The organism is Methylocaldum szegediense, assembly GCF_949769195.1.
Lineage (GTDB): Bacteria > Pseudomonadota > Gammaproteobacteria > Methylococcales > Methylococcaceae > Methylocaldum > Methylocaldum szegediense.
On sequence record NZ_OX458333.1, the window covers coordinates 4,398,022 to 4,424,930 of the forward strand.

General features: G+C 56.5%; 24 protein-coding genes. 12 read left to right on the top strand and 12 right to left on the bottom strand.

The window, feature by feature from the left end:
* Nucleotides 1–44: 44 nt before the first annotated feature.
* Nucleotides 45–632: a polysaccharide biosynthesis/export family protein gene (locus QEN43_RS19230; protein WP_026609870.1), complete on the bottom strand. Its 588-nt coding sequence runs from the start codon at nucleotides 630–632 to the stop codon at nucleotides 45–47.
* 299 nt (nucleotides 633–931) lie between these two features.
* Here QEN43_RS19230 and QEN43_RS19235 point away from each other — a divergent pair, with 299 nt between their 5' ends.
* Nucleotides 932–3,355, top strand: a complete 2,424-nt coding sequence (locus QEN43_RS19235; RefSeq protein WP_156912687.1) for a tetratricopeptide repeat protein — start codon at nucleotides 932–934, stop codon at nucleotides 3,353–3,355.
* An 83-nt stretch (nucleotides 3,356–3,438) separates the two neighbouring features.
* On the opposite strand, the gene QEN43_RS19240 is transcribed toward QEN43_RS19235, so the two are convergent.
* Together QEN43_RS19240 and QEN43_RS19245 are read right to left on the bottom strand one after the other, a co-directional pair.
* Nucleotides 3,439–4,260, bottom strand: coding sequence for a hypothetical protein (locus QEN43_RS19240; protein ID WP_026609872.1), 822 nt, complete (start codon nucleotides 4,258–4,260; stop codon nucleotides 3,439–3,441).
* Between the two features lie 234 nt (nucleotides 4,261–4,494).
* On the bottom strand, nucleotides 4,495–4,659 hold the full coding sequence (locus QEN43_RS19245) for a hypothetical protein (protein ID WP_317963519.1): 165 nt from the start codon (nucleotides 4,657–4,659) through the stop codon (nucleotides 4,495–4,497).
* A gap of 131 nt (nucleotides 4,660–4,790) precedes the next feature.
* Here QEN43_RS19245 and mscL point away from each other — a divergent pair, with 131 nt between their 5' ends.
* Both mscL and QEN43_RS19255 read left to right on the top strand, forming a co-directional pair.
* The gene (gene mscL, locus QEN43_RS19250) at nucleotides 4,791–5,237 is read left to right on the top strand and encodes a large-conductance mechanosensitive channel protein MscL (RefSeq protein ID WP_026609873.1); all 447 of its coding nucleotides are present in this window, start codon (nucleotides 4,791–4,793) and stop codon (nucleotides 5,235–5,237) included.
* Nucleotides 5,238–5,248: 11 nt separating this feature from the next.
* The gene (locus tag QEN43_RS19255; protein ID WP_235726554.1) at nucleotides 5,249–6,214 is read left to right on the top strand and encodes a cation diffusion facilitator family transporter; all 966 of its coding nucleotides are present in this window, start codon (nucleotides 5,249–5,251) and stop codon (nucleotides 6,212–6,214) included.
* 96 nt (nucleotides 6,215–6,310) lie between these two features.
* On the opposite strand, the gene QEN43_RS19260 is transcribed toward QEN43_RS19255, so the two are convergent.
* Complete coding sequence (locus QEN43_RS19260; RefSeq protein ID WP_317963520.1) at nucleotides 6,311–6,763, bottom strand: DUF2956 domain-containing protein; 453 nt, start codon at nucleotides 6,761–6,763, stop codon at nucleotides 6,311–6,313.
* 416 nt (nucleotides 6,764–7,179) lie between these two features.
* On the opposite strand from QEN43_RS19260, the gene QEN43_RS19265 reads away from it, so the two are divergent.
* Nucleotides 7,180–8,292 (top strand): RNA ligase, encoded by a 1,113-nt coding sequence (locus tag QEN43_RS19265; protein ID WP_202901094.1) that lies wholly within the window; start codon nucleotides 7,180–7,182, stop codon nucleotides 8,290–8,292.
* On the opposite strand, the gene QEN43_RS19270 is transcribed toward QEN43_RS19265, so the two are convergent.
* The gene (locus QEN43_RS19270; RefSeq protein WP_026609875.1) at nucleotides 8,251–8,862 is read right to left on the bottom strand and encodes an RNA ligase partner protein; all 612 of its coding nucleotides are present in this window, start codon (nucleotides 8,860–8,862) and stop codon (nucleotides 8,251–8,253) included. The two genes, QEN43_RS19265 and QEN43_RS19270, sit on opposite strands and share 42 nt — an antisense overlap.
* Before the next feature lie 249 nt (nucleotides 8,863–9,111).
* On the opposite strand from QEN43_RS19270, the gene QEN43_RS19275 reads away from it, so the two are divergent.
* The 3 genes from QEN43_RS19275 (at nucleotide 9,112) to QEN43_RS19285 (ending at nucleotide 12,701) form a co-directional block, all read left to right on the top strand.
* On the top strand, nucleotides 9,112–9,495 hold the full coding sequence (locus tag QEN43_RS19275) for a DUF6394 family protein (protein ID WP_026609876.1): 384 nt from the start codon (nucleotides 9,112–9,114) through the stop codon (nucleotides 9,493–9,495).
* Nucleotides 9,492–11,204: a potassium channel family protein gene (locus tag QEN43_RS19280; protein WP_026609877.1), complete on the top strand. Its 1,713-nt coding sequence runs from the start codon at nucleotides 9,492–9,494 to the stop codon at nucleotides 11,202–11,204. The genes QEN43_RS19275 and QEN43_RS19280 overlap by 4 nt, the downstream gene beginning before the upstream one ends.
* A 78-nt stretch (nucleotides 11,205–11,282) precedes the next feature.
* Nucleotides 11,283–12,701, top strand: a complete 1,419-nt coding sequence (locus QEN43_RS19285) for a M20/M25/M40 family metallo-hydrolase (RefSeq protein ID WP_026609878.1) — start codon at nucleotides 11,283–11,285, stop codon at nucleotides 12,699–12,701.
* A 21-nt stretch (nucleotides 12,702–12,722) separates the two neighbouring features.
* Here the strand turns inward: QEN43_RS19285 and QEN43_RS19290 are convergent, their stop codons facing one another.
* Entirely contained in the window at nucleotides 12,723–13,574 is an 852-nt protein-coding gene (locus tag QEN43_RS19290) for a radical SAM protein (RefSeq protein ID WP_026609879.1), read from the bottom strand.
* Nucleotides 13,575–13,756: 182 nt separating this feature from the next.
* Here QEN43_RS19290 and QEN43_RS19295 point away from each other — a divergent pair, with 182 nt between their 5' ends.
* Together QEN43_RS19295 and QEN43_RS19300 are read left to right on the top strand one after the other, a co-directional pair.
* Complete coding sequence (locus QEN43_RS19295; RefSeq protein WP_051331550.1) at nucleotides 13,757–14,437, top strand: hypothetical protein; 681 nt, start codon at nucleotides 13,757–13,759, stop codon at nucleotides 14,435–14,437.
* 330 nt (nucleotides 14,438–14,767) lie between these two features.
* Nucleotides 14,768–16,249 (top strand): multicopper oxidase family protein, encoded by a 1,482-nt coding sequence (locus tag QEN43_RS19300; RefSeq protein WP_317963521.1) that lies wholly within the window; start codon nucleotides 14,768–14,770, stop codon nucleotides 16,247–16,249.
* A 152-nt stretch (nucleotides 16,250–16,401) separates the two neighbouring features.
* Here the strand turns inward: QEN43_RS19300 and QEN43_RS19305 are convergent, their stop codons facing one another.
* The 6 genes from QEN43_RS19305 to QEN43_RS19330 form a co-directional block, all read right to left on the bottom strand.
* Nucleotides 16,402–17,382 carry a tetratricopeptide repeat protein gene (locus QEN43_RS19305; protein WP_026609880.1) on the bottom strand — a complete coding sequence of 327 codons (981 nt, stop codon included), beginning with the start codon at nucleotides 17,380–17,382 and terminating at the stop codon, nucleotides 16,402–16,404.
* A gap of 172 nt (nucleotides 17,383–17,554) precedes the next feature.
* Nucleotides 17,555–17,911, bottom strand: coding sequence for a hypothetical protein (locus QEN43_RS19310; protein WP_317963522.1), 357 nt, complete (start codon nucleotides 17,909–17,911; stop codon nucleotides 17,555–17,557).
* A gap of 302 nt (nucleotides 17,912–18,213) precedes the next feature.
* The gene (locus QEN43_RS19315) at nucleotides 18,214–18,531 is read right to left on the bottom strand and encodes a hypothetical protein (RefSeq protein WP_317963523.1); all 318 of its coding nucleotides are present in this window, start codon (nucleotides 18,529–18,531) and stop codon (nucleotides 18,214–18,216) included.
* An 88-nt stretch (nucleotides 18,532–18,619) separates the two neighbouring features.
* The gene (locus tag QEN43_RS19320) at nucleotides 18,620–20,038 is read right to left on the bottom strand and encodes a PhoH family protein (protein WP_317963524.1); all 1,419 of its coding nucleotides are present in this window, start codon (nucleotides 20,036–20,038) and stop codon (nucleotides 18,620–18,622) included.
* Nucleotides 20,039–20,156: 118 nt separating this feature from the next.
* Nucleotides 20,157–20,633 (bottom strand): peroxiredoxin, encoded by a 477-nt coding sequence (locus QEN43_RS19325; protein ID WP_026609884.1) that lies wholly within the window; start codon nucleotides 20,631–20,633, stop codon nucleotides 20,157–20,159.
* 12 nt (nucleotides 20,634–20,645) lie between these two features.
* Nucleotides 20,646–21,173 carry a glycine cleavage system protein R gene (locus tag QEN43_RS19330; RefSeq protein ID WP_026609885.1) on the bottom strand — a complete coding sequence of 176 codons (528 nt, stop codon included), beginning with the start codon at nucleotides 21,171–21,173 and terminating at the stop codon, nucleotides 20,646–20,648.
* A 179-nt stretch (nucleotides 21,174–21,352) separates the two neighbouring features.
* On the opposite strand from QEN43_RS19330, the gene dapA reads away from it, so the two are divergent.
* The 3 genes from dapA (at nucleotide 21,353) to purL (ending at nucleotide 26,851) form a co-directional block, all read left to right on the top strand.
* Nucleotides 21,353–22,228, top strand: a complete 876-nt coding sequence (gene dapA, locus QEN43_RS19335) for a 4-hydroxy-tetrahydrodipicolinate synthase (protein ID WP_026609886.1) — start codon at nucleotides 21,353–21,355, stop codon at nucleotides 22,226–22,228.
* Nucleotides 22,229–22,237: 9 nt separating this feature from the next.
* Nucleotides 22,238–22,909: an outer membrane protein assembly factor BamC gene (gene bamC, locus QEN43_RS19340; protein WP_317963525.1), complete on the top strand. Its 672-nt coding sequence runs from the start codon at nucleotides 22,238–22,240 to the stop codon at nucleotides 22,907–22,909.
* A 63-nt stretch (nucleotides 22,910–22,972) separates the two neighbouring features.
* A complete protein-coding gene (gene purL / locus QEN43_RS19345; protein ID WP_026609887.1) occupies nucleotides 22,973–26,851 on the top strand; it encodes a phosphoribosylformylglycinamidine synthase in 3,879 nt (1,292 codons plus the stop codon).
* Nucleotides 26,852–26,909: the final 58 nt, after the last annotated feature.

Consider the following 26,909-nt stretch of genomic DNA (forward strand, 5'->3'; position numbering starts at 1 on the left):
CATCGGCGACATGGCCTACCGGTACCGGCGCGCTTCGCGCAAGCTCACGGGACCACGACGACATCTCCTCTCTGCAAAAGAATGTTTTGCTCCAAGGACTTACCGCTTGCGACTGCGTCATAGTCGAAGGGCAGTGCCACTTCCTTTCCGCCTATTCGGCGTATGATCTTGATCGCGTCATCATCGGCGAAAGGCGTTAAGCCGCCCGCCATAGACAGGGCTTGCATGACCGAAACCCGATTTGGCGTGACGAATTCGCCGGGTTTGTTGACCCTGCCGATCACATAGATCTTGTGGTTCAAATTGACCAAAGAGACGCTGACCTCCGGTTCGGCGAAGTATTCGCCGAGCTTTCGGGTGATTTCGGATCTAATTTGATGGATGGTCTGACCGCCAACTTGTAGATCGCCGATTAGCGGAAAGGTAATTCCCCCATCCGGTCGCACCAGGGCTTGTTTCGTCAGTCCATCTTCTTTCCAGACAGAGATCTCGAGGACATCCCCGGCATCGACAACATAATCGGAAGGAACAACGGGCACGGATGAATCGGCGGGGACATCAGGCGTCGACGCGCCGAACGCCGGGCAAGTAAAGCGAGCGGTGAGCGCAAGAACTAAAAATCCCTTTTTCATACGCGCAACTACAGAATGTTTCAAGACACCAGACGGGTGGGGTAGTCCAGCTTCCCATGGACCGTGATCGCCGGTGACGGTATAGTCGGAGAATACTACAGCTCATTACGTTTTTCACGCTCGTAACAATCCAGATAGTAGACGGAGAATGGGCCAGGGAGGTGCAGGCAATCTCTTCTTCTGATCGAAACCATTCTTGACCGGATTTTTCGGAGGATCGGCGCGTTCTGCGAAAAGCCGCGACTTCCGGATGGCCGATTTATCGTGCTCGAAGGGGAAACTTCGGGTGGATTTAACCGTTGGACATTAGGGACGATGCCATGCTGATCAGGGTTTTCGCTTTCTTAGGTTTCTCGCTCGCTGTGACTGTGTTCTTGACGGGCTGCGGCGGTGCCGAGGAACGCAAGGCCGAGTATCTGGAACGAGGAAGAAAATATTTCGAAGAGCGGAATTTCGAAAAGGCCAAGGTCGAGTTCAAGAACGTCTTGCAGATCGATCCCAAGATGGCCAAGCCTTACTTCTATCTCGGGCAAATCGCGGAGGCGCAGAAAGACTGGCGGGAAGCCCTTGGCTTTTACCAAAAGGCCGGCGAGCTCGATCCGAACGACCTAGAGGTCAGGGTCAGAATGGCGAAGCTGTACCTGCTGGGCAAGCAGATCGATAAGGCCGATGCCCTAGTAAACGCGGTGCTCGGTGTCAAACCCGGGGATATCGATGCAAGACTGGTAAAGGCGGGTTTATCGAGTCTTAAAGGCGATATAGCCGCGGCTATCGAAGAGCTCGGCCGCATCACGGCGGAACAGCCGTCCCGCGCCGAGGCGTTTCTCATTCTAGCGATGCTCCACACGCAACAAAACCGGCTCGATGAAGCCGAGGTCGTCTTGGAGCAAGGGCTGGCTGCCAATCCGGACGACGCCGAAATGCAACTCGGCCTTGCCAGGCTCGCGGTTCAGATGAAAAAGCTCGAAAAGGCCGAGGCGATTTACAAAGGAATGGTATCCGCCGACCCAGCTAACCTATGGCACCGTAAACGTTTGGCGGAGTTTTATGTGCAACAGGAACGCCGGGACGATGCGGAGCGCGTTTATCGCGAGGCCATCGAGGCCAGCCCGGGCGACAGCCGGCGTTACATCCTGCTTGCAGAATTCTTGGCAAAATCCGGGAAATCCGACGAAGCGGTCGCGGAGCTGTCCAACGCGATTGGGATTTATCCAAATGCGACGGATTTGCGCTTCGCCATGGCAAAGCTTCGCGAGCAGCGCAGGGAAATCGATCGCGCGGCGCAAATCTATCGAGAGATCGTTGCGTCGAATAAATACGCTCCTGATGCTTTGAAGGCGAAAATCCGTTTGGCCGTGCTGGCACTGGCGGAAGGGCACTTGAGCAGGGCTAGTGCATTGGCTGATGAGGTCCTCGAAGCGAATCCGGGGGATCGCCAAGGGCTCATGCTGCGCGGGCGCATAGCTCTAGTTCGTAAAGACAGTCAGAAAGCGGTCGCGGCATTCCGATCTTTGCTCAGAGAGCAGCCGGATTCCTGGGAAATACTCCATCTGTTGGCCGTTGCCCATAAGCTGGATGGCAAGCCGGCTCTCGCCCAGGAAAGTCTCGAGCGGGCGGTGGCGGCGAATCCCGATGAATTCAAGGCATACAAGAATCTGGTCGATTATTTGACGGAGCAAAAGAATCACTCGTTAGCGCTCGAAAAACTCGACGAATTCCTGAAGCGGCACCCGGAGCACCGGGAGAAGCTGGAAGCGCTGGTGCTTAAATCGGAAGTCTTGGCAGCAGCCGGAAATTCTCGCGAACAGGAAGCCGTTCTCAAACAAATTAAGGCCGAATTGCCCGAAAATCCTTCCGGTAGCTTTCTGTTGGGCCGGTTTTATCGAAGCCAGAAAAAATATGATCTGGCCTTAGCCGAGTATGAGGAGTCGCTCTCAAAATCGAGGGACGATTATGAAATCCTGAAGGCTATTCTCGGCGTTTATGTCGAGCGGGGCGAGGCTGAAAAGGGCGTGGAACGAATTACACGAGTGTTGAGCGCCGATCCGAAACACGCTGGGGCCTACCAGTTACTCGGTTCTTACTATCTGGGCGAAAAGCAAGAAATCGAGGCCGTCAGGTTTCTAAACCTGGCGATTCAGTCCAATCCGCGCTGGCTGCTTCCCTATGCGAACCTCGGGGCTTATTACGAGCAAACGGGCCGGCGGGACTTGGCGCTCAAAACCTACCGTCGGGCGCTGGCCGCGCTACCGGGAGAACCCAGCGTGTTAATGAATCTGGCGCGGGTTTATGAATTATCCAAGGATTACGAAAACGCCATCGAACAATACGAAACCTTGCTTAACTCAAGTCCCGGCAACCTGCTGGCGCGCAATAATCTTGCCAGTTTGTTGAGCCTCGATCACTCGAAACAGGATCTCGAACGGGCGCTCGAACTCGCGAGGGACTTCGATCAAACCGAGGAGCCGGTACTATGGGATACCCTGGCTTGGATTTATTACCGAAAGGGCGAGTACGAAAAGGCTTTACCTTTACAACTAAAGGTAGTCGAGAAGTCTCCGGGCGTACCGATTTACCATTATCACCTGGGTATGATTTACCTCAAGAAAGGCGAGCGGGCGGTAGCCGCGGAGCACCTTCAAAAAGCGGTGGACTCGGGCAAGGATTTCGCCGGACTGGAAGAGGCGAGAAGCGCCTTGACTTTGGTGACGGAAGGTGGTTGAGGAGAATCCCAGTTTTGGTGTCAAGGTCAAAACCGGGATTCCCACGTCTGCGGCTGACGCCCAAATTTCCGGGCCCGGCTGGGCTATCGCCAGAGGGTGAGCTCTTCCGGCTGGTAGCCAGAAGGTATCTGAGGACGATGCTCGGGAGAAATCGAATCGCTTATCCGGTTAAGGGCCATTACCGTGGGGCGCTTGCCGGACAAGTCCACCATTTCGACAGGTACGCCGGACAAGTCGCTGAGTTCTATCGGTGGTAGCGATATTCCGAACTGGCTTGCGAAACCTTGTGCTTTGGCGGCGATGCGTTGAGTGAAAGCGAGGAGCGAACGTATTGTCGCGTAATCATCGGCGGGCAACTGCATCGACGAGGGATTCGCGAGGCAAACTTCCGCTAGCTTGGTCTCTTTCTGAAGCACGTCCACCTGTTCGCAGCTGATGCCCGCAACCTGCTTTTCCCGTCCCGTCTTCACGAGACGCGACTCGTTCGCTGCGCTTTGGGCGGCGCCGAGCTGATCTATGGAAATGCCGCCCAGCATTTCCTCCCATTTCGCCCGTTGTTTCGGGGGTAGTTTTCTGAGTTGATCACCAAAGCCTTTAAGTAGAGGTTGAAGGTCTTGAGTTTGGCGAGCGATTTGATCGATCTTTTCTTCGGTGATGGGCGTAAACCGCTGATTTTTATGGTCGATCAAGACCAATTGCTCGCTTGCGCGCTGATAAATAATGTCCAGATTGCGATCGCCGCCGGCGCCTTTGACCATAATCCGTCCATCCGTGATAACAACCGGCTGAACGGCAGTTTTTTGTCCTTCTTCCACGCGGAATTCGATAGTGCTGTCCGCTTTGGAAGGCGAGATCCAAAAGAGATGGCTTATCACGAGCAGATAGAGCAATTTTCGATTGTGCATAAAGGAGATTCCTAAGGTGCTTGCTTGCCGCAAAGGCCGCGAATGGAAACGTTTGGAAACGTTGCGTAGAAAAACCGTAGCCGCTGTTCGCCCGAATACGCCAAGCCGATCGTGGATATCTAAAGAGCTAGCTCCGGGCTCGGAATCGGCTCGCCGGCGAAGCGTGTCTCTGGAGCGGCAGGTCAGGCTGATGCATCGCCAGAAAAAATCGGCGCTGGCGAGACGGTGACGTATTCATGAGTAGTTAAGCGTGACGTAAATGGCACCAACGATAAGAGCAAAAAAGAACAATCCGAGAAAGGCGCGAAGAATGCACACCCAACGGTGCTTCTTTGCAGCCGTTCCGAGTTTAACATCGATAGCAGCAGCAACCACGAACTCGAAAAGGTCCTCGATCATTTTGACGTCTAACTCAGGTTAGAATGGAGCGGTAGAACGCATTCTGACATGTGTGTTCGACTTGCGACAATCGCCGGCGTGATTTTAGGATTGCGTCAAGACGTAACCGGTTCTATCAGGTAGGTAGCCAGATGTTTAAAGAATTCAAAGAATTTGCCATGCGGGGCAACGTCATCGACATGGCGGTGGGCATCATTATGGGGGCAGCGTTCGGTGCTATTGTGAAATCATTGGTGGACGACGTACTCATGCCGCCCATCGGTATGTTGTTGGGAAACGTCGATTTTTCGGATCTTTACATCGTGCTCAAGGATGGTGCTGCGGCAGGTCCTTATGCTTCTTTGGCGGAGGCCAGGAAGGCGGGGGCTGTTACTATCAATTATGGGGTTTTCCTCAATTCGGTAGTCAGCTTCCTGATCGTGGCTTTCTCGGTTTTCTTGCTGGTCCGAAGCATCAACAAATTGAAGCGTGAAGCGCCGTCTGCGGCGCCGGCTACAAAAGAGTGTCCTTATTGCTTGTCGACCGTCGCACTGAAGGCGACTCGCTGCCCTCAATGCACATCCGAGCTTAAGTTATAGGTCAGGCCGTGGTGGGCGGACACACGCATGTTCATGTCGATGCGATCGGAGGGCACGCAAAATTCCGATTGGGACTCTCGGCCGCTCTGACGATTGCCTTCGTTATCTTCGAAGTCGTGGCCGGGCTGATCGCGAACAGTCTGGCCCTATTGACCGATGCCGCACACAACCTGACGGATGTGCTGGCGTTGGTGCTTTCCTGGTATGCACTTCATCTGGCCGAGCAACCGTCCCATGCCGGCAAAACCTTCGGCTACCATCGTGTCGGCATTCTTGTCGCCCTTATAAATTCCACAACGCTGACGGTAATCTCAGCCGGAATCTTCTACGAAGCCTATGAACGCTTCGTTTCCCCGCCGTCCGTCGCCGCGGATATCGTGATCGCCGTCGGTGCGGCTGCGTTCGTGGTCAATGTCATAACGGCCTGGCTGGTTAGCCACGGCGCAGAACATGATCTGAACATCAGGAGCGCCTTCATTCATTTGTTGGGCGACGTGTTTTCGACCGCCGGAGCCGTCGTCGCCGGCATCGGAATCTGGTTTACCGGCTTCTATTGGCTGGATCCCTTGGCAAGCGTTCTGATTGGGCTGCTTATCCTATGGAACGCTTGGATGATTCTTAGGGAAACCGTCGACATCTTGCTGGAGAGCACGCCTCGAGACATCGAGATGAGCGCGATGGTTCGGGACGTTCTTCAAATCGAAGGCGTAAGAGGTGTCCACGATCTTCATGTTTGGAGTATTTCGAAAAGCTTTCGCTTTCTTACCGCCCATATCGTGATCGACGACGTGCTGATCAGCCAAGCTGCTTTGTTACAGCATGAAATCAAGGAGATGATCAGAGATAAGTACGGTATAGGTCATTGCACCCTGCAATTGGAATGCGAGGGTTGCGACCCGGATTCCCTCTATTGCGACATCAGTAATCATTACGGTCATCGCCATCGCCACAGCAAGCATCGGCATGCCGACAAATGAAGCGGCAGCAGTGTTCCTGTGTTGTGGATAATTGTAAGTAGAGTGCCTCTCCACTTAGCCAAACGACCGGCGGCGACGGGCCATCCGGGCCTCGTCTCAGAATCGGCTTTTGAAGGCTTTATAGAAAAACCAGCCGGAAAGTCCCGCGGACGCCAAAGCGGTTGTCAGGGATGCCCAATCAGCGAGGGTGAACGGACCGAAGCTCACCGGCCATCCGGCGAACGACGACGCGGCGAAGATGCAAGCGATAGCGGCGAAAATGGCTCCGCCGAGGATCAGCGTTCCGCGGACGCCCCAGTCGGTCGCCTCCGAAGCGAAAACCATGTCTTCCTTGCCTGGAGCTTGAGCAGACATCTCGGCCTGCTTGAGCCTGAGCGCCTTTTTGCGCGCTTTGTCTCGCTCCCTGGCTTTGGCGCTTTGTTGCTTCTTGTAAAGCTCGATCCCCTTGGCGATTCCCTGCGCTATCAGCTTGGTCTGTTCCTTGGTTTGTCCCGGCTTTTGGATGCTCCTCGCCACCTTGAGCGCTTCTTCCTGGATGCTTTCCTTCATTTGAGTTTGAATCGACGGTCGAGAATCGGTTTTGGACATAGGCTTTCGCGAGAAAAAGATGAGTTGGTCACGTTAGTTCAAGATGGGCAGGTTGACAATCTCGCACTCACGAGACAACGACGTCCGGGAAGCCGATTTACCGGGAGTCGAATGGCTTGCCGTAGTCCCTTATAAGGTTTATCCATGGAAGTGCAATTGAAATGGCATGGTGCAACCGGAAAAGAATTTATTCGGAGCGATCGAATAAGTAAGGAAACCCGGATCGAACCCTTCGATCGCCGTAGGACGGGCCCTTGATTGCGCTCAGGACAAATTTGTCGAATGCTCTCCTGGGGGCTGTCAAAGGGCGTGAACGGAATCCAGTTGTTCAGGGGTTCTTTAAAGTGGCAATGCCGCTATCTCGGAGTGAGCAAATCGTGACCACGAAAAGCGCAATTAATGCGGAACGGATTCAACGAGCGATGCGATTGGGCAAGGCAGCCGAAACCGAGAGCGGAGGTTTGCGCTATGTCCGCTTCGTTCACGATTTCGAGGATATCACGCGCGGGACTGTCGTCCTTCATGACCAAGCCGTATACGGCTATCCGCCCATCGGACGGTTGCTCGCGCTGCAAACCGGCCTTGCGAAACAGCTTTCGGGTCCTTTTTGGCTGGAGGAGAAAGTCGACGGCTTCAACATTCGTGTGGTCCGAGCCCAAAGCGGCACTATTGCTCTAACGCGCGGCGGTTATGTCTGCCCGTTCACCACGGATCGCTTACAGGATCTACTAGACATGTCGATTTTCGACGATCAGCCCGATTTGGTGCTGTGCGCCGAGGTCGCGGGACCGGACAATCCCTATGTCGAGAGTGCGCCGCCCTTTGTTGCGGAAGACGTGAAGCTGTTCGTGTTCGACATGATGCGACAGAATTCCCCTCGCTTCCTGCCTCAAAATGAGAAAATGGCGCTGATCCGCCGTTATGCCTTGCCGTCCGTCGAGATCTTCGGGCGCTTCGAAGTCGGCGATGTCGCGCCGATTTCTGCGATTCTGAAACGGCTCGACGAAGAAGGCCGGGAAGGCGTCGTGTGCAAGGAGGATTCGCCGCGCCAGCGGCGCACCAAACATGTCACCGGTAGCGCCAATCTTTCGGATATTCGTGCCAGCGTCTACAGCCTACTGGATTTGCCGCCGGAGTATTTCACCAGCCGGATGTTGAGATTGGCTTTATTTGTCGAGGAGCAGGAGCTTGCGGATTCGGAGAGCCTGAACCAGCGTGCCGGTGCGGCATTTCTAGACGGATTGACAGGTGCCATTCGCCAGTACCGTCGGGAAGGGAGGGTTGCGCATCGTTTCCGCTGCCGGTTCCGCGATCCGGAAAATGCCCGCCGATTGATCCGATATCTGAAGCAGGCGGCGGGTCACGTTCAAATCGTCCCGCGGGAGCTGGAACCGGACGGCGACTACTGGCGGCTGGAGTTCGATCGGATCTATCCGTCGCTGAACGGACTACTGAGCGATTGGCTGGCCGGGGAGGTGGTGTTCGATTAGCGTTTCCAGAACGCTGCGGAGATTTTCCGGCATCAGGATTTTCACGCCGACTTTGTCTGCCCATTTGCGAAGACCCTCGTCCGCCGAGATCAGGACGCCGTCCAATTCGTATGCCAGAAGCAACACGTCCATGTCCTCCCGGCTGTCGATGATACCCTGCCGCAATGCTTCCCGGTAACGCTCCCTGAGCCGGTTGATGACTCGTCCCGGATCCTGGATCTCGCCAGTTTCCCGTGCCGCCTTGGCATATTCCTCGGCGATGTGCTGGCCGCGGTCGATGCGCTTGCGCACTTCTTCGATGAGTTCGTACACGATTTGAGCCGGAATCTGCAGGGTGAACTTGCGCGGCGAGCGGATGCGTACACTGGCCTCGAATTCCGGCGGCAGCTTGCCCAGGTTTTTCATGAGACGGAGTTCGTCGTACACCGATCGCGGCATGAAACACTGGACCGACGTTTGCCGGACTAACTCAAGAAAACCGAGGATGGCGTTCGGAGAATCGGTTCCGAATTGGGCGTAGATATCTGGATTGGTGAAAACGCTGGTATCGAGGACGAAGCGCTCAGTCATGGCGACTCCTTCGCGGATTTCAGGAGGTTATAGCCAAGCCGGCGGGCTAGCGTCAACCGTCCGCTGCTTGGGTTTGTCGAGGCGTGTCGAGTGCTGTCCTTCGGGAATCATTCGATCCGGTGCACTTCCAATACGGCATAGGCGTCTGTTGATTTTGTTTTTCCGATGCAAGGAGAATGTACGGCGATGTGATCCCGGCGCGTATGGCAACGGCTGACGCGCCAGTCTCTATTCGCCTAGAGGAGCCTCATGAATCTGGAAAAAGTCGTCTTCGGATTCTTCATCGTTCTCGCCGCCACGCTCAATTTCGGCTTCTTCATCGGCGAAATCGATCAGCCTCATCTCCATCATGTGTCCGAGCTGTTTACCGCCATCGTGGTGAATCTGATCGCTACTGTACTCAAATTCGGTGATCGTACCCAGATCGGCGCAATTCATCTCGCGACCAGTCTGGTGGCCGATCTTCAACTGATCGCAGCGGCCGTGGCCTGGGCCAACGCAGCGTATATGTCGCCCGAGGGCTTGACGCCCGGTGCCATGGCCAGCGTGGTGTCGCTATCTGGCGGCGCTTTGCTCGCCAATCTGGTTTCGGTGACGCTGCTCATCGCTGAGACCGTGACGCTGCGCCGATGAACACCAGCCCCGCCAATACCGCGTTTTTCGTGGCGCTTCGTCACATGCGGGCGCCCCTCATCTTTTTGATCGTGATTTTTGCGATCTCGGTCGGGGGGCTGGTGCTGATTCCGGGCGTCGACGCGGAGGGTAATCCTTGGCGGATGGATTTTTTCCATGCCCTCTATTTCATCAGCTACACTGCAACGACCATCGGTTTCGGCGAAATTCCCCATGCTTTTACCGATCAGCAGCGGCTTTGGGTCATTTTCTGCATCTTCCTGTCCGTGGTCGGCTGGGCTTACGCCATCAGCAAACTGTTTGCCGTGATTCAGGACCGCGGATTCAAACAGGCGCTGACCAGCCAGCGTTTCGCCCGTTCGGTGAGGAGACTGGGAGAACCGTTCTACGTGATTTGCGGCTACGGCGAGACCGGCCAATTGTTGGCCAGATCTCTGGATCACCTGAATATCCGGTTCGTGGTGATCGATATCGATCCCGATCGGATCGACGAGCTCGATTTGCAGGATTACGCGTTCAACGCGCCGGGCCTAGTCGGCGATGCGCGGCTGCCGAACAACCTGATCATGGCCGGACTGACCGACCCTAACTGTGTGGGTGTCATCGCCCTTACCAACGACGACTCGGCCAATCTCGCAGTCGCCATCGCGGTACGCTTGTTGAATCCGAAGATTCCTGCGCTGTGTCGGGCAACCACCGTGGACGTGGCCGCCAACATGGCGTCCTTCGGCACGAAACACATCATCGATCCGTTCGAAAAATTCGCCGAATACCTTGCACTGGCGATCCGGTCTCCGGGTTCCTACCGGCTGCTGCAATGGCTGACCGGACTGCCGGGAACGGAATTGGCCGCCGAGCGCGTGCCGCCTCGAGGAAACTGGCTGGTGTGCGGTTACGGCCGATTCGGACAGGCGATCGTCCGTCATATCACGCACGAGCATTTGGACGTGACCCTGATCGATCCAAAGCCGCCGAGCCGCGCAACGGCGTTGCCCTGGGTGCTCGGCGAAGGGACCCGCGCCGAGACGTTGCACGAGGCCGGGATCAAGGACGCAGTGGGAATCGTTGCCGGCACCGACGACGATATCAGCAACTTGTCGATCGTGGTTACGGCGCGCGAGCTCAACCCCAATTTATTCGTGGTGTTGCGGCAGAATCTGCAGGCCAACCATGAGTTGTTCAAGGCTTTCGATTCCGACTTCACGGTGGTTCCGAGCGAAATCATCGCGCACGAATGTTTGGCAATTCTGACGACGCCGCTGCTCTCGCGTTTCCTTTCTATTGTCAAGCGCAAGGACGATGCCTGGGCGGACAATGTTATCGCCCGCATATCGGCTGCGACCGGGACTCTGGTTCCTGCCGTTTGGAGCGTTACGATCGATGCACAGGAAGCGCCGGCCGTTGTCGAGGCGATCCAAAGCGCGAGCATTGGTTTGGACATCCTGCTGCGCGATCCGGCCGATCGCACCCGGGAGATGCCCTGCGTACCGCTAATGGTGGTGCGTGATACCGAAGCGATCGAGATGCCGGAAACGGGGTTCGGACTACGCAAGGGCGACAGTATCCTGTTTGCCGGACTGTCGTCGGTGATTTCCGACCAGCAGGCCATACTTCGCAACCTCAAAGTCTTGAATTATGTGTTGTTCGGCCAAGAGGTGGCCAGCAGCTGGATTTGGCGAAAATTGACCGGTGCCGATGCCGGGCTTTGAGAGCGCCGTGTGCTGGACATGGTTTTCGCCGCCATGACACACTTTCCGGCCCACGATTACCGTTAGGGAGACACACCGATGAGTACGAGCATCCGCCCCGATCAGCTGCTGCAATCCATCGACGAGTTCTGGGACCAGGAGATACTGCCGACGCTTATCGAATACATCAAGATCCCCAATGTTTCGGTGGCATTCGATCCCGGCTGGGAAGCGAACGGCCACATGCAGCGGGCGCGCCGGCTAGCGGTGGAGTGGCTGCACCGGCATACCGTTCCCGGTTGGACCCTGCACGATCTCGATATTCCCGGGCGGACGCCACTCTTGCTTTGGCATGTTCCGGGGGATTTGGAGAAGACGGTGCTGATCTACGGCCATTTGGACAAGCAGCCTGAAATGGAAGGTTGGTATGAAGGTTTCGGGCCGTGGACACCGGTACTCAAGGACGACAAGCTTTATGGCCGGGGAGGCGCCGATGACGGCTATGCCCTGTTTGCCGCGATTGCGGCCTTGAAAGCGCTGGAAGGGCAAAAGCGCCCGCGTGTAGTAATTCTCATCGAGTTTTCGGAAGAAAGCGGCTCCCCGGATTTGCCGGCCTATTTGGAACGCTTTGGTCATCTGATCGGTACGCCCGACCTCGTGATCGCGCTCGATTCGGGAGCCGGCGATTACGAGCGGCTTTGGTCGACCACTTCCCTGCGCGGCCTCGTGAACTGCACCGTGGACGTCAGAGTGCTGACGGAGGCTGCGCATTCGGGCATCGCGAGCGGTATCGTGCCGTCGTCCATGCGCATCATGCGTCAGTTGCTGGACCGTTTGGAAGATGCAACGACCGGAGACATTCGTCTATCCGAACTGCACGCTGAAATTCCGGTTCAGCGGGTAGAACAGGCGAGGGCAGCGGCAGCGATACTGGGTTCCGGTCTGCTCAATAGTTTCAGCGTGGTGCCCACACTTCGTCCGGTGGGCGACGATCCGGCCGAGCTGCTGCTGAACAATACCTGGAGGCCGACGCTTTCGGTGGTCGGGCAGGATGGCATGCCGCCTCTAAAAGAAGCCGGAAACGTGCTACGCGCCCATACCGCTTTCAAGCTATCCTTTCGGCTGCCGCCGACAGTGGACGCCCTGAAAGCCCAGGAAGCGGTCCGACGCGTGCTGACCGCCGATCCGCCTTATGGCGCCGAGATTTCCGTCGAGTTCGAACCGTCGGGGACTGGCTGGGACGCGCCGGCCTTGGCACCCTGGCTCGAGCAGGCGACGAGCGAGGCGTCACAAGCTTTCTACGGCAAGGATGCGGCCTATTTGGGGCTCGGCGGCAGCATTCCGTTCATGCGCATGCTCGGCGAGCAGTTCCCGCAGGCCCAGTTCTTGATTACCGGTGTTCTGGGCCCGAAAAGCAATGCTCACGGGCCGAACGAGTTCCTGCATATCCCTTACGCGAAGAAGCTAACCGCCTGTGTGGCATATATTCTGGCCCGATCCGCGGAGCTAGCCGGTTGAGCTCGGGGGGGGAAAGGAAGGTTAGCGGGTGACTTTAACCGAAAACCCGAGAGCCCTTATACGGTCCGCTATCGCATCTAGTTCCTCGCCCGGCAGTGCAGAGAGCCTCGGCGCCTGCTCCTGCATCGAGGGCCGCGCGAGGCCGTAGAGCAGAACGCCTTGGATCGGAACGTCTCGATGCTTGAGGTCTGCCAGGAAATCCAGATAAGCGCGCCGTTCCGCTTCTGAAGGTGATTCGCCGTCGAAGGAGAACAGACAGGTTTGAATCCAGGTGGGACAAAGCCGCGCGCAAATCTCCAGATTGCGGTGTACGGATCCCGGGGTGAGATTGACCTGGTTGATCCGAAGTATGCCCTCCACGGTCGCGCTGTCCACTTTGAACCAGACTTCTCCCCCGAGTTCGCTCCAGCGTTTTAGGGCCGCCTGTACGATCGGTTTGTGCACCAGACTGCCGTTGGTGATGAGCACCAGCTTGATCTGGCCGAGCAGGCCGAACTCGTCACAGACCGTGCCGATCAGCTCGACGATTCGATCTAAGGTCTTGCAACTGGTCGGCTCGCCGTTTCCCGAGATGGCGATGTCCTTGATGGCGCGTTGCTCGGGCGGTATCTGAAACCGGTGGTAGAAATCTCCCGTCAGGATTTGGTTCAACAGTGCGCGCAACTCACCCCCCAATCGTTCTGCATCGATGTCGGGAGCGGCACCGCGGGTGAGATTGGGCACTTGACAATAGACACAGCGCCAGTTGCAGGCATTGTTAGGATTAAGATTGATGCCGACCGACAACCCGCCCGAGCGCCGAGAAATGACGGGGTAAACATAGGTCAGGCCGGCGCTATCGCGGCTGTGGTCTTTGGTAGTGAGTGGGCGCATGGATCAGGAGGGGTCGTGGTCTGAAGTGTACGAGTTTCGTGAAATACCGTGTATGCCGCAATAGAACGCGCTTTGGCTCCGTCTAACTTTTCGGATGCCGTGCGTTCTCGTCCGGTGTGTCTTTAGCGGACGGCCGAGAGCGATTCTGGATCGAAGTCCTACGTTGACAGGGAGGTTCATCGGTGGACAAAACAGAGATCATTACCGTTGTCCCTTTTGGCAGACGCCTTGGATTCGGCCAAGAACTTCACGATTTGGTGGTGAGAGGGATAAATCGTTTCACGGTATTCAAAATTTTGCGAGCCGTGGCGATAGCGTGCGCCAAACCGGAGTTTACCAAATGTCCGGCCCCTTACCGTCCGAGTTTTTTGAGCGCGAAGCAGCTACGTGAGCTTGCCCTCGACCACAAGAACGGGATGTCGGAGCGCTTCGTCGAAGAGGCGCTCTCCAAGGGTGACGAATGCTACGGCATATTCGATGGCGATCGGCTGGCCTCTTACGGCTGGTATTCGTTTCGCCCGACGCGTATTGATCCCCCGGAGTTGGTGCTGCGCTTTGACCCTCAGTACGTCTACATGTACAAAGGGTTTACGCATGTCCGCTACCGCGGACAAAGGCTACACGCGATCGGAATGACATTGGCTTTGAAGCACTATCTCGATCGGGGATACAAGGGACTGGTTTCGTACGTCGAGTCCAACAATTTCGATTCGCTCAAATCGGTGTCGCGTATGGGGTATGAGAAGTTCGGCTCGATCTATTTGATGCGCGCTTTCGGGCGTTACCTCATCCACGTGAGTCCTGGATGCGAACGATTCGGCTTTGCTATCGAGGAGCGGGAAGGGGAGTTGGCCGAATTGTAGTAGCTTCCAGCTCAGCTTTACATCATCACCGGTTCGCTTCCTTTCTCGATGCAAAGACGCCATTGCTGTGCTCGCACTTGGGTGCATGAACATGGCGCTTTTGCGCGCGTTAAGGCTGCCGTTTTTTCCTTGCTCGTGGCGTCTTTGCTTTCTTGACTCCGGTGCGGCGAAAGACCCCGTGCGGAAGAGCACCGCCGAACGTTGGAACCTTAAAGCACTCGGATATGGTCGAAGAAACAAGATGCAGTTTTCACAAGAGCCGAATGCCGGTTCCTGGATAAGGCATCATCGGATTCGACCCGAGGGCTTCTGGACCAAGGAGGGCTGATCATGCGCATACCCGGTAGATCTGGTTTTTTCTGGGGTTCCGCTTTGTTGGTGCTTGCCGGGTTCGTGGCGGCTGCGCTTCCGTATCCTTGGCATCAAGCCGATCGGAAATCGACGTCCGATGTTTTGGCGGACGAACCAGTTCTCGGGGTTGCCGATGAGAACGATTCTACTTCCGCTGAGACATTCCGAAACCCGCCCGAGATAACCAGTTCGGATGGAGTCCTGCACGTGACACTCGACGCCGAGAAAAAGGAAATCCGGATCGGCGAGCAGAGCGTCACTGCGATGGTGTACAACGGCCGTTATATCCCGCCGACGTTGAGAGTTCACCCCGGTGACACCATGAACATCGAGCTGGTTAATTCGCTGGACGCATCGACGAATTTGCATCATCACGGCTCGAACGTGTCGCCGTTGGGCAATGGTGACAACGTCTTTGCCGATATCATGCCGAATACCCGCTATCAGCAGAAAATCGTATTTCCAGATACCCACCCCGCCGGCTTTCTGTGGTATCACCCGCACATGCACGGTTTGGTGGAGGCGCAGATTTTCGGGGGCATGTCCGGTGCGTTGATTGTCGAGGGCATGCTCGATCCGTTTCCGCAGTTGCACGGTATCAAGGAGCGAATCCTGCTCCTCAAGGATTTCCAGAATATAGGCGGCGAGATACCTTCGGAGAACATCGACAGTAATGCCGGAACGACCCGCACCGTCAATGGCTTGGTCAACCCGACCCTGAAAATTCATCCGGGAGAAACTCAGTTTTGGCGGATCGGCAATATCGGGGCGGATATTTATTACCGCCTGAAGCTGGACGATCACGTGCTTTATGAAATTGCCGCGGATGGTAACCGCCATACCAAGCGCGTCCCACGGGAGGAAATTTTACTGCCGCCCGCATCGCGCACCGAGGTGTTAATTCAAGGTGGCCGCCGCGGGATTTATCAACTGCGCACGCTTGCGGTCGATACCGGTCCCGACGGGGATCAGTATCCCGAAGTGGTGCTGGCAACTTTGATTTCGGAAGGCACCGCACACGAGCCGGTCCAGCTTCCGACCGAAGACCAATTCCCACCGGTAGAGGATTTGCGCGAGCAACCCATTGCGCAATTCCGCAGCTTCCAATTTTCGGAAGATCCCGACACGAACCAGTTCTATATCGATGGCAAACAGTTTGATCCCAATCGGATCGATACTCGGGTCAAATTAGGGGACGTGGAAGAATGGACGATCGAAAATGCCACCAACGAAATGCACGTGTTTCACATCCATCAGCTCGATTTTCAGGTGACGGAAATCGATGGACAGCCAGTGCCTTTTGTCGGCCGTCAGGACGTGGTCAATCTTCCCGTGAAAAGCCGGGTCAAAATCCTTATTCCGTTCACCAATCCGGTAATCGTCGGTAAGTTCGTCTACCACTGCCATATCGTCGCTCACGAGGACAACGGTATGATGGCGACCGTCGAGGTGGTCCCTTGATCGCCCGAATGGGTAGGTATTAAAAGCGAACGGTAAGCCTGGCTGTAGGCGGCGGGCAATCGGCACAGCCTGAGACAAATGGCGGTGGGGCCGTGTCTCCTGCCGCCAGGCAATTTAGGCAGCCTCTCGGATTTCCGAACACAGGGCAACACTTAGGAAAAGAGCTGCCGGATCATGTCCCGGATCCTTTGTTGTTCCGGGGATAGTGCGTCCGGAGGACTGTCCTGGAGCCAATTTAGGTATTGTTGGATCACATGCCCAGCCGCCGCGTGATCCGAAATCTGGTTCAATGTCAAAAAGAGATTCCAGGCCGCGGCTGTGGTGTCGGGGTGCCGGTCGCCCAGCACGTATCGCCGGACGTCCAATACCTGCTGGTGTAGTGCTTTCGCTTCGGCAAGGTTGCCCAGTGCCCAGAACATCTCGGCCAAGTTGCACAGCGCGGCCAAGGTTTCAGGATGCTCTTTTCCAAGCGTCCTCCAGCGAGCGTCGAGCACCATTTCTTGCAATATTCGAGCCTTGGTGAAGTCGCCCGCAAGCCAGAGGGATTCGGCTTCTCGCTGCACCAACGAGATGGTGTCATTGTCTTCGGATTGTAGACCGTTGTCCGCATACCTAAGAGGCCTAGGTTCGGCAATCAGGTTCACGTGCGGCGCGTCGTTCGCGGATGTCGGGACCATTGTGCGGTTTACTGATTCTGCTGTCGCCTCGCGGATCAGGTGTACTAATTCGGCGATTTCCAGTTGGTTTTCTACTCCGCTCAAGGAAAACGCGTTGTACATGGCGAACTCGGAGGGCACGATCGCACCGCCATAAAGAATCGGGATGAACCGCTTGCCGCTGTCGCCAGACAGATCCTGTAGAAGTCGTGTGCGGGAGGCGGTATCGGCGGCGGCGCAGGGCGGGGTTGTAGGCGTGTCGGTCTTATCGTCAGTGATCAGATAGAGAATCACCTTGGATTGACGGACATGTTCGTCCGAGAGGCTGTTAGCGCTTGCGTTATCCCCGTGGATAGCGCGGCTGTCGAGATAGATTCGTTCGCGACGAAAATAGCGGGAAAGACGACGATGGAGAGCCGACGCCGGAGCGGCAGCCGAGGCGCGGTAGTAACCAATAAAGATGTCGCAATAAGCCACGGTCTACTCTGCCAGGTTAACGAACCTGCCTACTCTGACAGGACTTCTCTCGTGGAAGCTTTCTGGCATTGACATCTTGCTCCCTGGTCATCTATGCCCCCTTGGGCCATCCGTGACCCTTAAACTCCTGGAGAAATTAAAATCTTTTATCGCTCATGATTCTGTGAAATATTCACATTTTCGAACCGGTTTTTTTCGATAAATTACCGACGGCCATCTGCGCTTCTTTTCTTGCGCGCAAAACGGCGGTTTCGAGCAGCAGCCGGGCAGTCCCCGCGCTCAAGCCGGTCTGGATTCCGGTACTTTCAGGTCCGGACTCCTGCCAGGCCATTTCTTCCACCGCAAGCCGCCGTGCCCCGTTCCAAGCCGCGTGGGCCATAAGCGGCGATAGCTTATGGGCCGGGTCGAATCGCTTCATGACGTAGTCAGCCACCGAGTCCGGGGTGGCCGTATCGCCGAATAAACAAATCCCATCCCAAATCAGAGCCCGTACGACGGAGCTCGTCTCATTTTTGTCGTCTTGTGTCATCAGTCTCGGTGTGTTAGGACCGACGCTGCCTGCTTTGCCGACGAGAGAAAAACATCATCTGGTTTCACTTTGAATCGACAAGCGTGATGCTTCGCGTGTGCGGCTCGACCTGAGCCTTCGGCGGTCAGGCAGAAATCGGTGTATGGAATGTCATAGAACAAGTCGGGAATTAGACTGCATCCTAGGGCGGAGCACCAAGACCGGATAGCGATGCTCGGGTGCCTCCTTCGGACCGCCCGCCGTGGATCATAACACGTAGGCGATTCCGATGCCGACACGCGGCCCTAACGGGTGCCGGCGCACTAGGCTTGATCTCGCTGTTCGCCGAATATCAAAGAAAGTTTGCGGAGGGGCGGCGGGGCATACGGCTTCGCGGAATAGGCCTCGATCAGCACGCGGACATGAGGCAGCGATTCGGGCGTGAAATAGACGAAGTAAGCCGCATCGTCATCGGATTCGGTTCCGTACATCGCCATTCCCTTCGGGCCGTTGCGCGCGATGTAGATGCGCCGGAATGTGCCCCGGATGACGGCTACTTCGCCGCTTTCGTATTCGTCGCGTGTCAGCCGGATGCGATACCAGTTTTCAGGTTTCTGTCCGACTGCGGTTTGTTCATCCATGAGGTTTTACTCGACCTGTGAGGTTCTTGGATTAGACACTTCTTTATCTTGGGTGCTCCTGTGCTCGAGCATCCGATCCGCCCGATGTCTACAAAGTATCCGCGGCAAAATCCGCCAGACGGGAGCGCTCGCCCCGTTTCAAGGTAATGTGCGCGGCATGGGGCCAGTCTTTGAACCGGTCGACCACATAGGTCAGCCCGGACGTCGTGGCGGTCAGATAGGGGGTATCGATCTGGGCGATATTGCCGAGGCAGACGATCTTGCTGCCGGGACCCGCGCGGGTGATCAGCGTTTTCATCTGCTTCGAGGTCAGATTTTGCGCCTCGTCGAGAATGATGAAGCGGTTCAGGAACGTGCGGCCGCGCATGAAGTTGAGAGAACGCATTTTAACGCGATTCAGCAGCAGGCTGTTGGTGGCCGCGCGCTCCCAGCTCGAACCGTTTTCGTGGCTGCTCAAGAGTTCCAGGTTATCGAGCAGCGCTCCCATCCAAGGCGTCATCTTTTCTTCCTCGGTGCCGGGCAGAAATCCGATGTCTTCACCCAATGGAATCGTTTCCCGAGTCATTACGATTTCTCGGTAGATCTTCTGCTCCAGCGTCTGGGCGAGACCGGCTGCCAAGGTCAACAGCGTCTTGCCCGTTCCCGCGATGCCCAACAGGGTGACGAAATCGATCTCAGGGTCCAAGAGCACGTTAAAGGCAAAGTTCTGCTCCCGGTTGCGCGCCTGTATGCCCCATACCGCATGTTGCGGGGATCGGTAGTCGCGCGCCAGTTCGATGACGGCGCTGCTTCCCTCCTTGCTGCGGACGATGGCTTCGAAATTCGATTCGTCGGGGAGATAAAGGAACTGGTTGGGATACCAGTTTTTCAACAAAGGACCCGAGACGCGGTAAAAGGTGCGGCCCTGTTGGTCTTGCCAGGAGTCCATCTTGCTGCCGTGGGTTTCCCAAAAGTCGAGCGGGAGTTCGAAGGCTCCGCTGTACAGCAGGTTGATGTCGTCCAGTACTTGGTCGCTGTGATAGTCCTCGGCACGTATCCCGAGAACCGAAGCCTTGATGCGCATATTGATGTCTTTCGACACCAGGACCACTTGCGCTTCTGGCTGTTCCTGGGACAGAGCCAGCACGGTAGCCAGAATGGAGTTGTCCGCCAGATCGCCGGGCAGGCTCTCGGGCAGCACCGAGTTCATGCGTCGGACCTGGAAGAACAAGCGACCGCTGCATTTCTCGTCGATTCGCGAGGCGTATTGCAGTTGGTTCAGAGGGATGCCGTTGTTGATCGCATGGATATCGGCATGCTGAATTAGTTCGTCCAGAAAACGGCTGGCCTGGCGGGCGTTGCGGGCGACGTCCGAGAGCCCTTTTTTCGAGCGGTCGAGTTCCTCCAACACGATCATGGGGATGTAGATATCGTGTTCTTGGAAGCGAAACAGCGACGCCGGATCGTGCATCAGCACGTTAGTGTCGAGTATGAAAAGCTTTCGCTCAGGCTGGTGGTCTTGGCTCATGATCTATTGCGAATAGAAGCGGGAAGTCAGAAAGTTGCGCCTTATTCGGGCGGGTCCAGGAAGGGTTTTGACAAGCGTTGGATAACTGTACGCTGGGGCGGGTTCGAGGGGAACGCCTTTAGCGGCCGGCCAATTCCCGGATTTTTTGCAGAACCTCAGCCGCATGCCCTTTGACGCTAACTTTCCGCCATTCGGCAGCGATTGTGCCGGCCGGATCGATGATAAATGTGCTCCGTTCGATACCTCGTACCTGCTTGCCGTACATGTTCTTCATTTTGATAACATCGTAGAGCTTGCAGATTGTTTCGTCCTGGTCGGAAATCAGTTCGAACGGAAGGTTCAACTTGCATTTGAAGCCTTCATGGGATTTCACACTGTCTCGGGAAATACCCAGAATCTCCGCGTTCAAATTCTGAAATTCGGTATATAGATCGCGGAAATCGATGCCCTCTTGCGTGCAGCCGGGCGTATTGTCCTTGGGGTAGAAATAAAGGACGAGATATTTGTTTCGATAATCAGCAAGCGAAATGGTCTTGCCCGAAGTGGCTTGAGCCGAAAAATCTGGCGCGGCGCGGCCAGGAGAAATCGTGGTCATGGTGTTTCCGATTCAGCGTTTTACCGGTTCGAGTATGGCATCGAGATTCTGCTGATCGCAGAAATCCAGGAATTCGTCACGCAGCGAGACAATGCGCATCCCGGTTGGAATTTTGACGACCATGTGCGCCAGAAACAATGGGGTGCCGCTGAAAGGGGCCGGATAACGACTGGTGCTAAGATCCATTATTTTGATGTTGCGGCTGGCGAGAAACACACTGAGCTCGTGAATACTGCTGATTTGATCCGTGGCAAAAATATCGATCGCATAAGGCAGGGCATTTTCTTCTCTATCCTCCGGTTCCCGCCCCCTCAAGGTGCTGATCTTCAAGGAGAATCGGTTCGCCAGATTTTCGAATGCGCTTTCCAAGCGGACAATATGATTCCAATTGCCCTCAACCAGCAGATGGCCAGCAAATTCCTGTCCCAGCTCGGTCATTCGACTTTCGAGGATCGTGCATTTGCAGTCCTTGATGGCGCGAGTGATTTCCACGATCAGATCGGGACGATCTTCGCCCAGGACAGTGATGACGAGCTGCATAGATGTATTGTTTCTCTTCATAAAAAAATGGCACAAGTGTATCACTTTCATCCACTGGGTGCCGCTGCCGGCAGAACCGCGATTCCCTTCGGTTTTCCTCGGTTCACAGGGGATCTGCGGTTGTCAGACGCCCGTGACGCACGGTAACATGTTCTTTTTATTGAACCGAGTTGAGTTGCATGATTCAAGGTAGCATCGTCGCATTGGTGACCCCAATGAAGCGGGACGGCTCGCTGGACGACGAAAGTTTAAGCCGCTTGATTGAATTTCATATCGAGCAGGGAACCGATGCCATCGTTGCCGTGGGAACAACCGGTGAATCGGCGACTCTCGATGAAGAAGAGCACTGCCGCGTTATTCAATTCGTCGTCGACCGGGTCGCCGGGCGGATACCTGTGATTGCCGGTACCGGCGCCAATTCCACGACCGAGGCAATCAATCTGACGAAGCGGGCAAAGGACATGGGAGCGGATGCCTGCTTGTTGGTGACCCCTTATTACAATAAGCCTACCCAGGAAGGCCTTTATCGTCATTACAAAGCCGTAGCCGAGGCGGTGGATATTCCACAGATCCTGTATAACGTTCCTGGCCGAACGGCTTGCGATATGCTGCCTGCGACGGTCGCGCGCCTTGCTCAGATTCCCAATATTGTCGGCATCAAAGAGGCGACTGGCAATCTTGACCGGGCAAAAGAGATTATGCGCCTGTGCGGTCCCGATTTCCTCCTATATTCCGGCGATGATGCGACCGCGTGTGAGTTCTGCCTCCTCGGAGGGAAAGGGGTGATATCGGTAACAGCCAACGTAGCGCCCAAGCTCATGCACGAGATGTGCGCTGCCGCCATCGCCGGCGACGCGGAGACCGCCCGCGCCATCGATGCTAAGCTGAGCGCCCTTCATCGCGACTTGTTCATCGAGTCGAATCCAATCCCGGTCAAATGGGCGGTGCACGAACTCGGGATGATAGATACGGGCATCCGTTTGCCGCTGACCTGGCTGTCGGACAGCTGCCATGAACAGGTGCGTAACGCAATGCGCCAAGCTGGCGTGATTTAACCTTCCACTATGAATCTATTCGCTCGCAGAGCGGCTATTTTGGCTTCAAGCGTGCTTGTTTTGAATGGGTGCAGTTTTATCAGCGGGCTCTTTCCAGACAAGCAGAAACAATATAAGTACAGCACGGAGATTCCTCCGCTGGAAATACCGCCGGATCTGGATGCTTCTACGATCGAAGGGGTAGACAGTCGATCTTCGGCAGTTGGCCGCAGTGTCGAGTCGGATCGGTACAGCGCTTCGGCTAGCGAGGGGGATAAATCCGAGGAGCGACCGAACGTATCGGCCACGTTGGCGCAAAATACCGGAGACATTCCGATGATCGAGCTCGAGGGGTCTTACGCCGAGGCCTGGAACGATGTAGGCAAGGCGCTTGGCCGACTCAGGCTCGAAGTCAGCGATCAAAACCGCTCGGAAGGTGTTTATTGCGTCTATTTCAGCGGCGAGGACAAGCCATACGAAGATCGCGGACTTCTCGGCGACCTCGGTTCTTTTTTCTCGGGATCGGAAGCGCACGCGAAAGAATATCGGGTCCAGTTGGAGGATCGACAGGGTGTGACCGTGATCTATGTCCTTGATCAGGAAGGCAAGCCCCAGAGTGACGGCCCGGGATTCGAGCTGCTGAAACGGCTGCACCAAACCCTGCAGTCGCTCGGAGCGCCTCAGGAAGCGGAAAAGGAATAAGGTTTCCGCGTTATTCCGAATCAGCGACGGGTTTTATCGCTGACCACAGTTGAAACTCGGACCATGTTTGCCAAATTTTCCGGCCCGTCCGCCCTATCGGCGTTTCGCCTGAAAAAACTACTGACCGACCTCCAGGCCGTCGAGCCCTCTATCGTCGAAGTCTCGGCTGTTTATGTGCATTTCGCCGAGATCGAACGCACGTTGAGCGGTTCGGAGAAACGTACGCTGGAAAGCATTCTGGCCTACGGACCGACTCAAAAAGTGCCGATTATCGAAGGCGAGTATTTTCTTGTGGTGCCGCGACTCGGCACGATTTCTCCCTGGTCTAGTAAGGCGACTGATGTCGTCCGGCGCAGTGGCCTCGCGGCCGTTCTGCGTGTGGAAAGAGGCATCGAGTATCGCATTCGCAGCGGGGAAGGCATTAAGCTTTCCAACGAAGACGCCATTAAGGCGCTGATCCATGATCGGATGACGCAAACGGTGCTCTCGCGGGATCAAGAGCATCTCCTCTTCCAACACCCTGCGCCGACTCCGTTAACGTATATCCCCTTGATGGAGGAGGGGAAGTGGGCGTTGATCAAGGCCAATCGCAATCTCGGGCTGGCTTTGTCCGAGGACGAATTGGACTATTTGGTGGAGAGCTTCACGGCCCTTCGACGGAATCCTTCCGATGTCGAGCTGATGATGTTCGCCCAGGCCAATTCCGAGCATTGCCGACACAAGATTTTCAATGCCCATTGGCGTATCAGCGGCGAAGCTCGAGACGAAACCCTCTTCGGCATGATCAAAAACACGACCGCTCAGTCGCCGGACGGGGTTTTGTCCGCTTACCGCGATAATGCCGCCGTGGTTCAAGGGCCGGCGACGAAAGTGTTTCTGCGCGACGCCGAAACCCTGGTATACGGTTATCGGGAAGAGCCGGCGCATATTCTGATGAAGGTGGAGACCCACAATCATCCGACCGCTGTTTCGCCTTACCCCGGTGCAGCGACGGGTTCCGGCGGGGAAATTCGGGATGAGGCGGCTACTGGACGGGGCTCACAGACCAAAGCAGGGTTGACCGGCTTTTCCGTGTCCCATCTTCGGATTCCGGGATTCGAGCAGCCCTGGGAACGGGATCACGGCAAGCCGGGTCGCATCGCCTCTGCACTGGATATCATGCTGCAGGGCCCGATTGGTGGGGCGGCGTTCAACAACGAATTCGGCCGGCCTAATCTGTGCGGCTATTTTCGCACCTTCGAGCAGCGGGCGGCGGACGGTTCCGGGCTGTGGGGCTATCACAAACCGATCATGATCGCGGGCGGAATGGGGAATATTCGGCCCCAGAATCTGGTGAAGCAGGCGATTCCCCCAGGAGCGCCCATCGTGGTGCTCGGCGGGCCTGCCATGCTCATCGGCCTCGGCGGCGGCGCCGCATCCTCTGTCGCATCGGGCGAGAGTTCGGAAGACTTGGACTTTGCCTCTGTCCAACGGGAGAATCCGGAAATGCAGCGGCGCTGCCAGGAAGTAATCAACCGCTGCGCCGCGCTGGGCGAGGACAACCCGATTCTTTCCATACATGATGTGGGCGCTGGCGGTCTGTCGAACGCCGTTCCTGAGATTATTCACGATTCGGGGCGGGGAGGGCGTTTCGAATTGCGGGACATTCCCATCGACGAACCGGGTATGTCGCCGATGCAGATTTGGTGCAATGAATCGCAGGAACGTTATGTCCTCGCCTTGAAACCTGAGGCACTGGATCGTTTCCGAGCTTTTTGCGAGCGTGAGCGCTGCCCTTATGCCGTCATTGGCTACGCGACCGAGGAGGAGCGCCTGGTTCTTAGCGATTCCCAATTCGGCACCCATCCGATCGATATTTCCATGGCGCTCTTGTTCGGCAAGCCGCCGAAAATGCAGCGCGATGCGACACGCGTTCAGACTGTTCAGCCTCCGATTCGCCGGGAAGACATCGACATCCGGGAGGCAGCTCGGCGGGTTTTGAATTTTCCCGCCGTGGCGGACAAACGCTTCTTGATCACCATCGGCGATCGGTCAGTCGGCGGGTTGGTGGCGCGCGATCAGATGGTCGGGCCTTGGCAGGTGCCGGTCGCGGACGTAGCGGTGACGACTTCAGGCTTTCTGGCGTATACCGGCGAGGCTATGGCGATGGGCGAACGGACACCCCTAGCTGTGATTGACGGTCCGACGTCGGGTCGTATGGCGATTGGGGAAGCCCTGACTAATATCGCCGCGGCTCGCATCGAGTCTTTGGGACAGGTAAAGCTTTCCGCCAACTGGATGGCGGCAGCCGGTTTTCCCGGCGAGGATGCCAAGCTGTTCGATACCGTGAGGGCCGTCGGCTTGGAGTTATGTCCCGCCTTGGGTATCGCCGTTCCGGTCGGCAAAGACTCGCTATCGATGAAGACCGTATGGCGCGAGAACGGCCGGGATGTGGTCATGACGGCGCCCCTGTCGCTGATCATTTCGGCCTTCGCGCCGGTCGTCGATGTCCGCCGCACCTTGACGCCCGAGCTTCGGCTGGACTGCGGCCCGACTCGTTTGGTTCTGATCGATCTCGGCCGAGGCAGGAATCGCTTGGGCGGATCCGCGCTGGCTCAAGTGTACGGGCAGTTAGGAAACGATCCTCCGGACCTCGACGATCCGGCGATGTTTAAGTCCTTTTTCGCCGCGATTCAATCCTTGAACGAGGACGGACGATTGCTGGCTTATCATGACCGTTCCGACGGCGGTTTGTTCGCGACGCTCTGCGAGATGGCGTTCGCGGCACGCTGCGGCCTCGAAATCGATGTCTCCGCGCTTGGAGAAGACCCCGTCGCCGCGCTGTTTTCCGAGGAGCTGGGCGCAGTGGTCCAGGTCTTGGAGGCGGACTTGGATGCGGTCAAGGATCTGCTAGACCGATCGGGACTGGGCCCGTTCAGCCATGTGATCGGCACTCCCAGCGCTGACAAACAAATTGTCTTCCGGAAAGGCGGCGAGATTCTGTTGACGCAATCCCGCGCTGATCTGCAGCAGATCTGGGCGGAAACCAGTTACCGCATGCAGGCTTTGCGTGACAATCCGGACTGCGCCCGTCAGGAGTTCGAAGCAATCGCCGATGACGACGACCCCGGCCTGAACGCCGTGCTGAGCTTCGATCCCGACGATGACGTGGCCGCACCGTTTATCCTCAAAGGGCGACCTCGCGTGGCGATCCTCCGAGAGCAGGGGGTCAATGGCCATATAGAAATGGCGGCGGCGTTCGACCGGGCTGGTTTCACGGCCGTGGACGTCCATATGAGCGATATTCTGTCGGGGCAACTAAGCCTGCGTGATTTCGTCGGTTTGGCGGCCTGCGGCGGATTTTCCTACGGCGATGTCTTGGGTGCCGGTGGTGGCTGGGCGAAATCGATCTTGCTTAACCCGCGCGGCCGCGATGAATTCCAGGCATTTTTCGAACGGCGGGATACTTTCAGTCTGGGCGTCTGCAATGGCTGCCAGATGATATCCCATCTTGCGGAATTGATTCCCGGTGCTGTGCACTGGCCGCGCTTCGTCCGCAACGAATCGGAGCAATTCGAGGCGAGGGTGACTCTGGTGGAAGTCCAGAGATCGCCGTCCATCTTTTTCGCCGGCATGGAAGGCTCGCGCATCCCGGTTGTCGTGGCGCACGGCGAAGGGCGCGCCGAATTCCACGACGATGCGCGTAAGGCGCTCAGTCTGGGTGTAGTCTCCTTGTGTTACACGGACACATACGGAAAGATTACGGAAGCGTTTCCATATAACCCGAACGGCTCGCCACTGGGCATCACTGGCCTGACGACGCTCGACGGCCGCGTCACCATCATGATGCCGCACCCGGAGCGGTGTTTCCGTACCGTGCAGAATTCCTGGCATCCGAAGACTTGGGGCGAATACGGGCCATGGATGCGAATGTTCCGGAACGCCAGGGTTTGGGTGGGCTGATCGGCGGATGCTTGAAAATCAAGCGCTCGCCGCCATATCAAGTTTGAAACAGCAATTC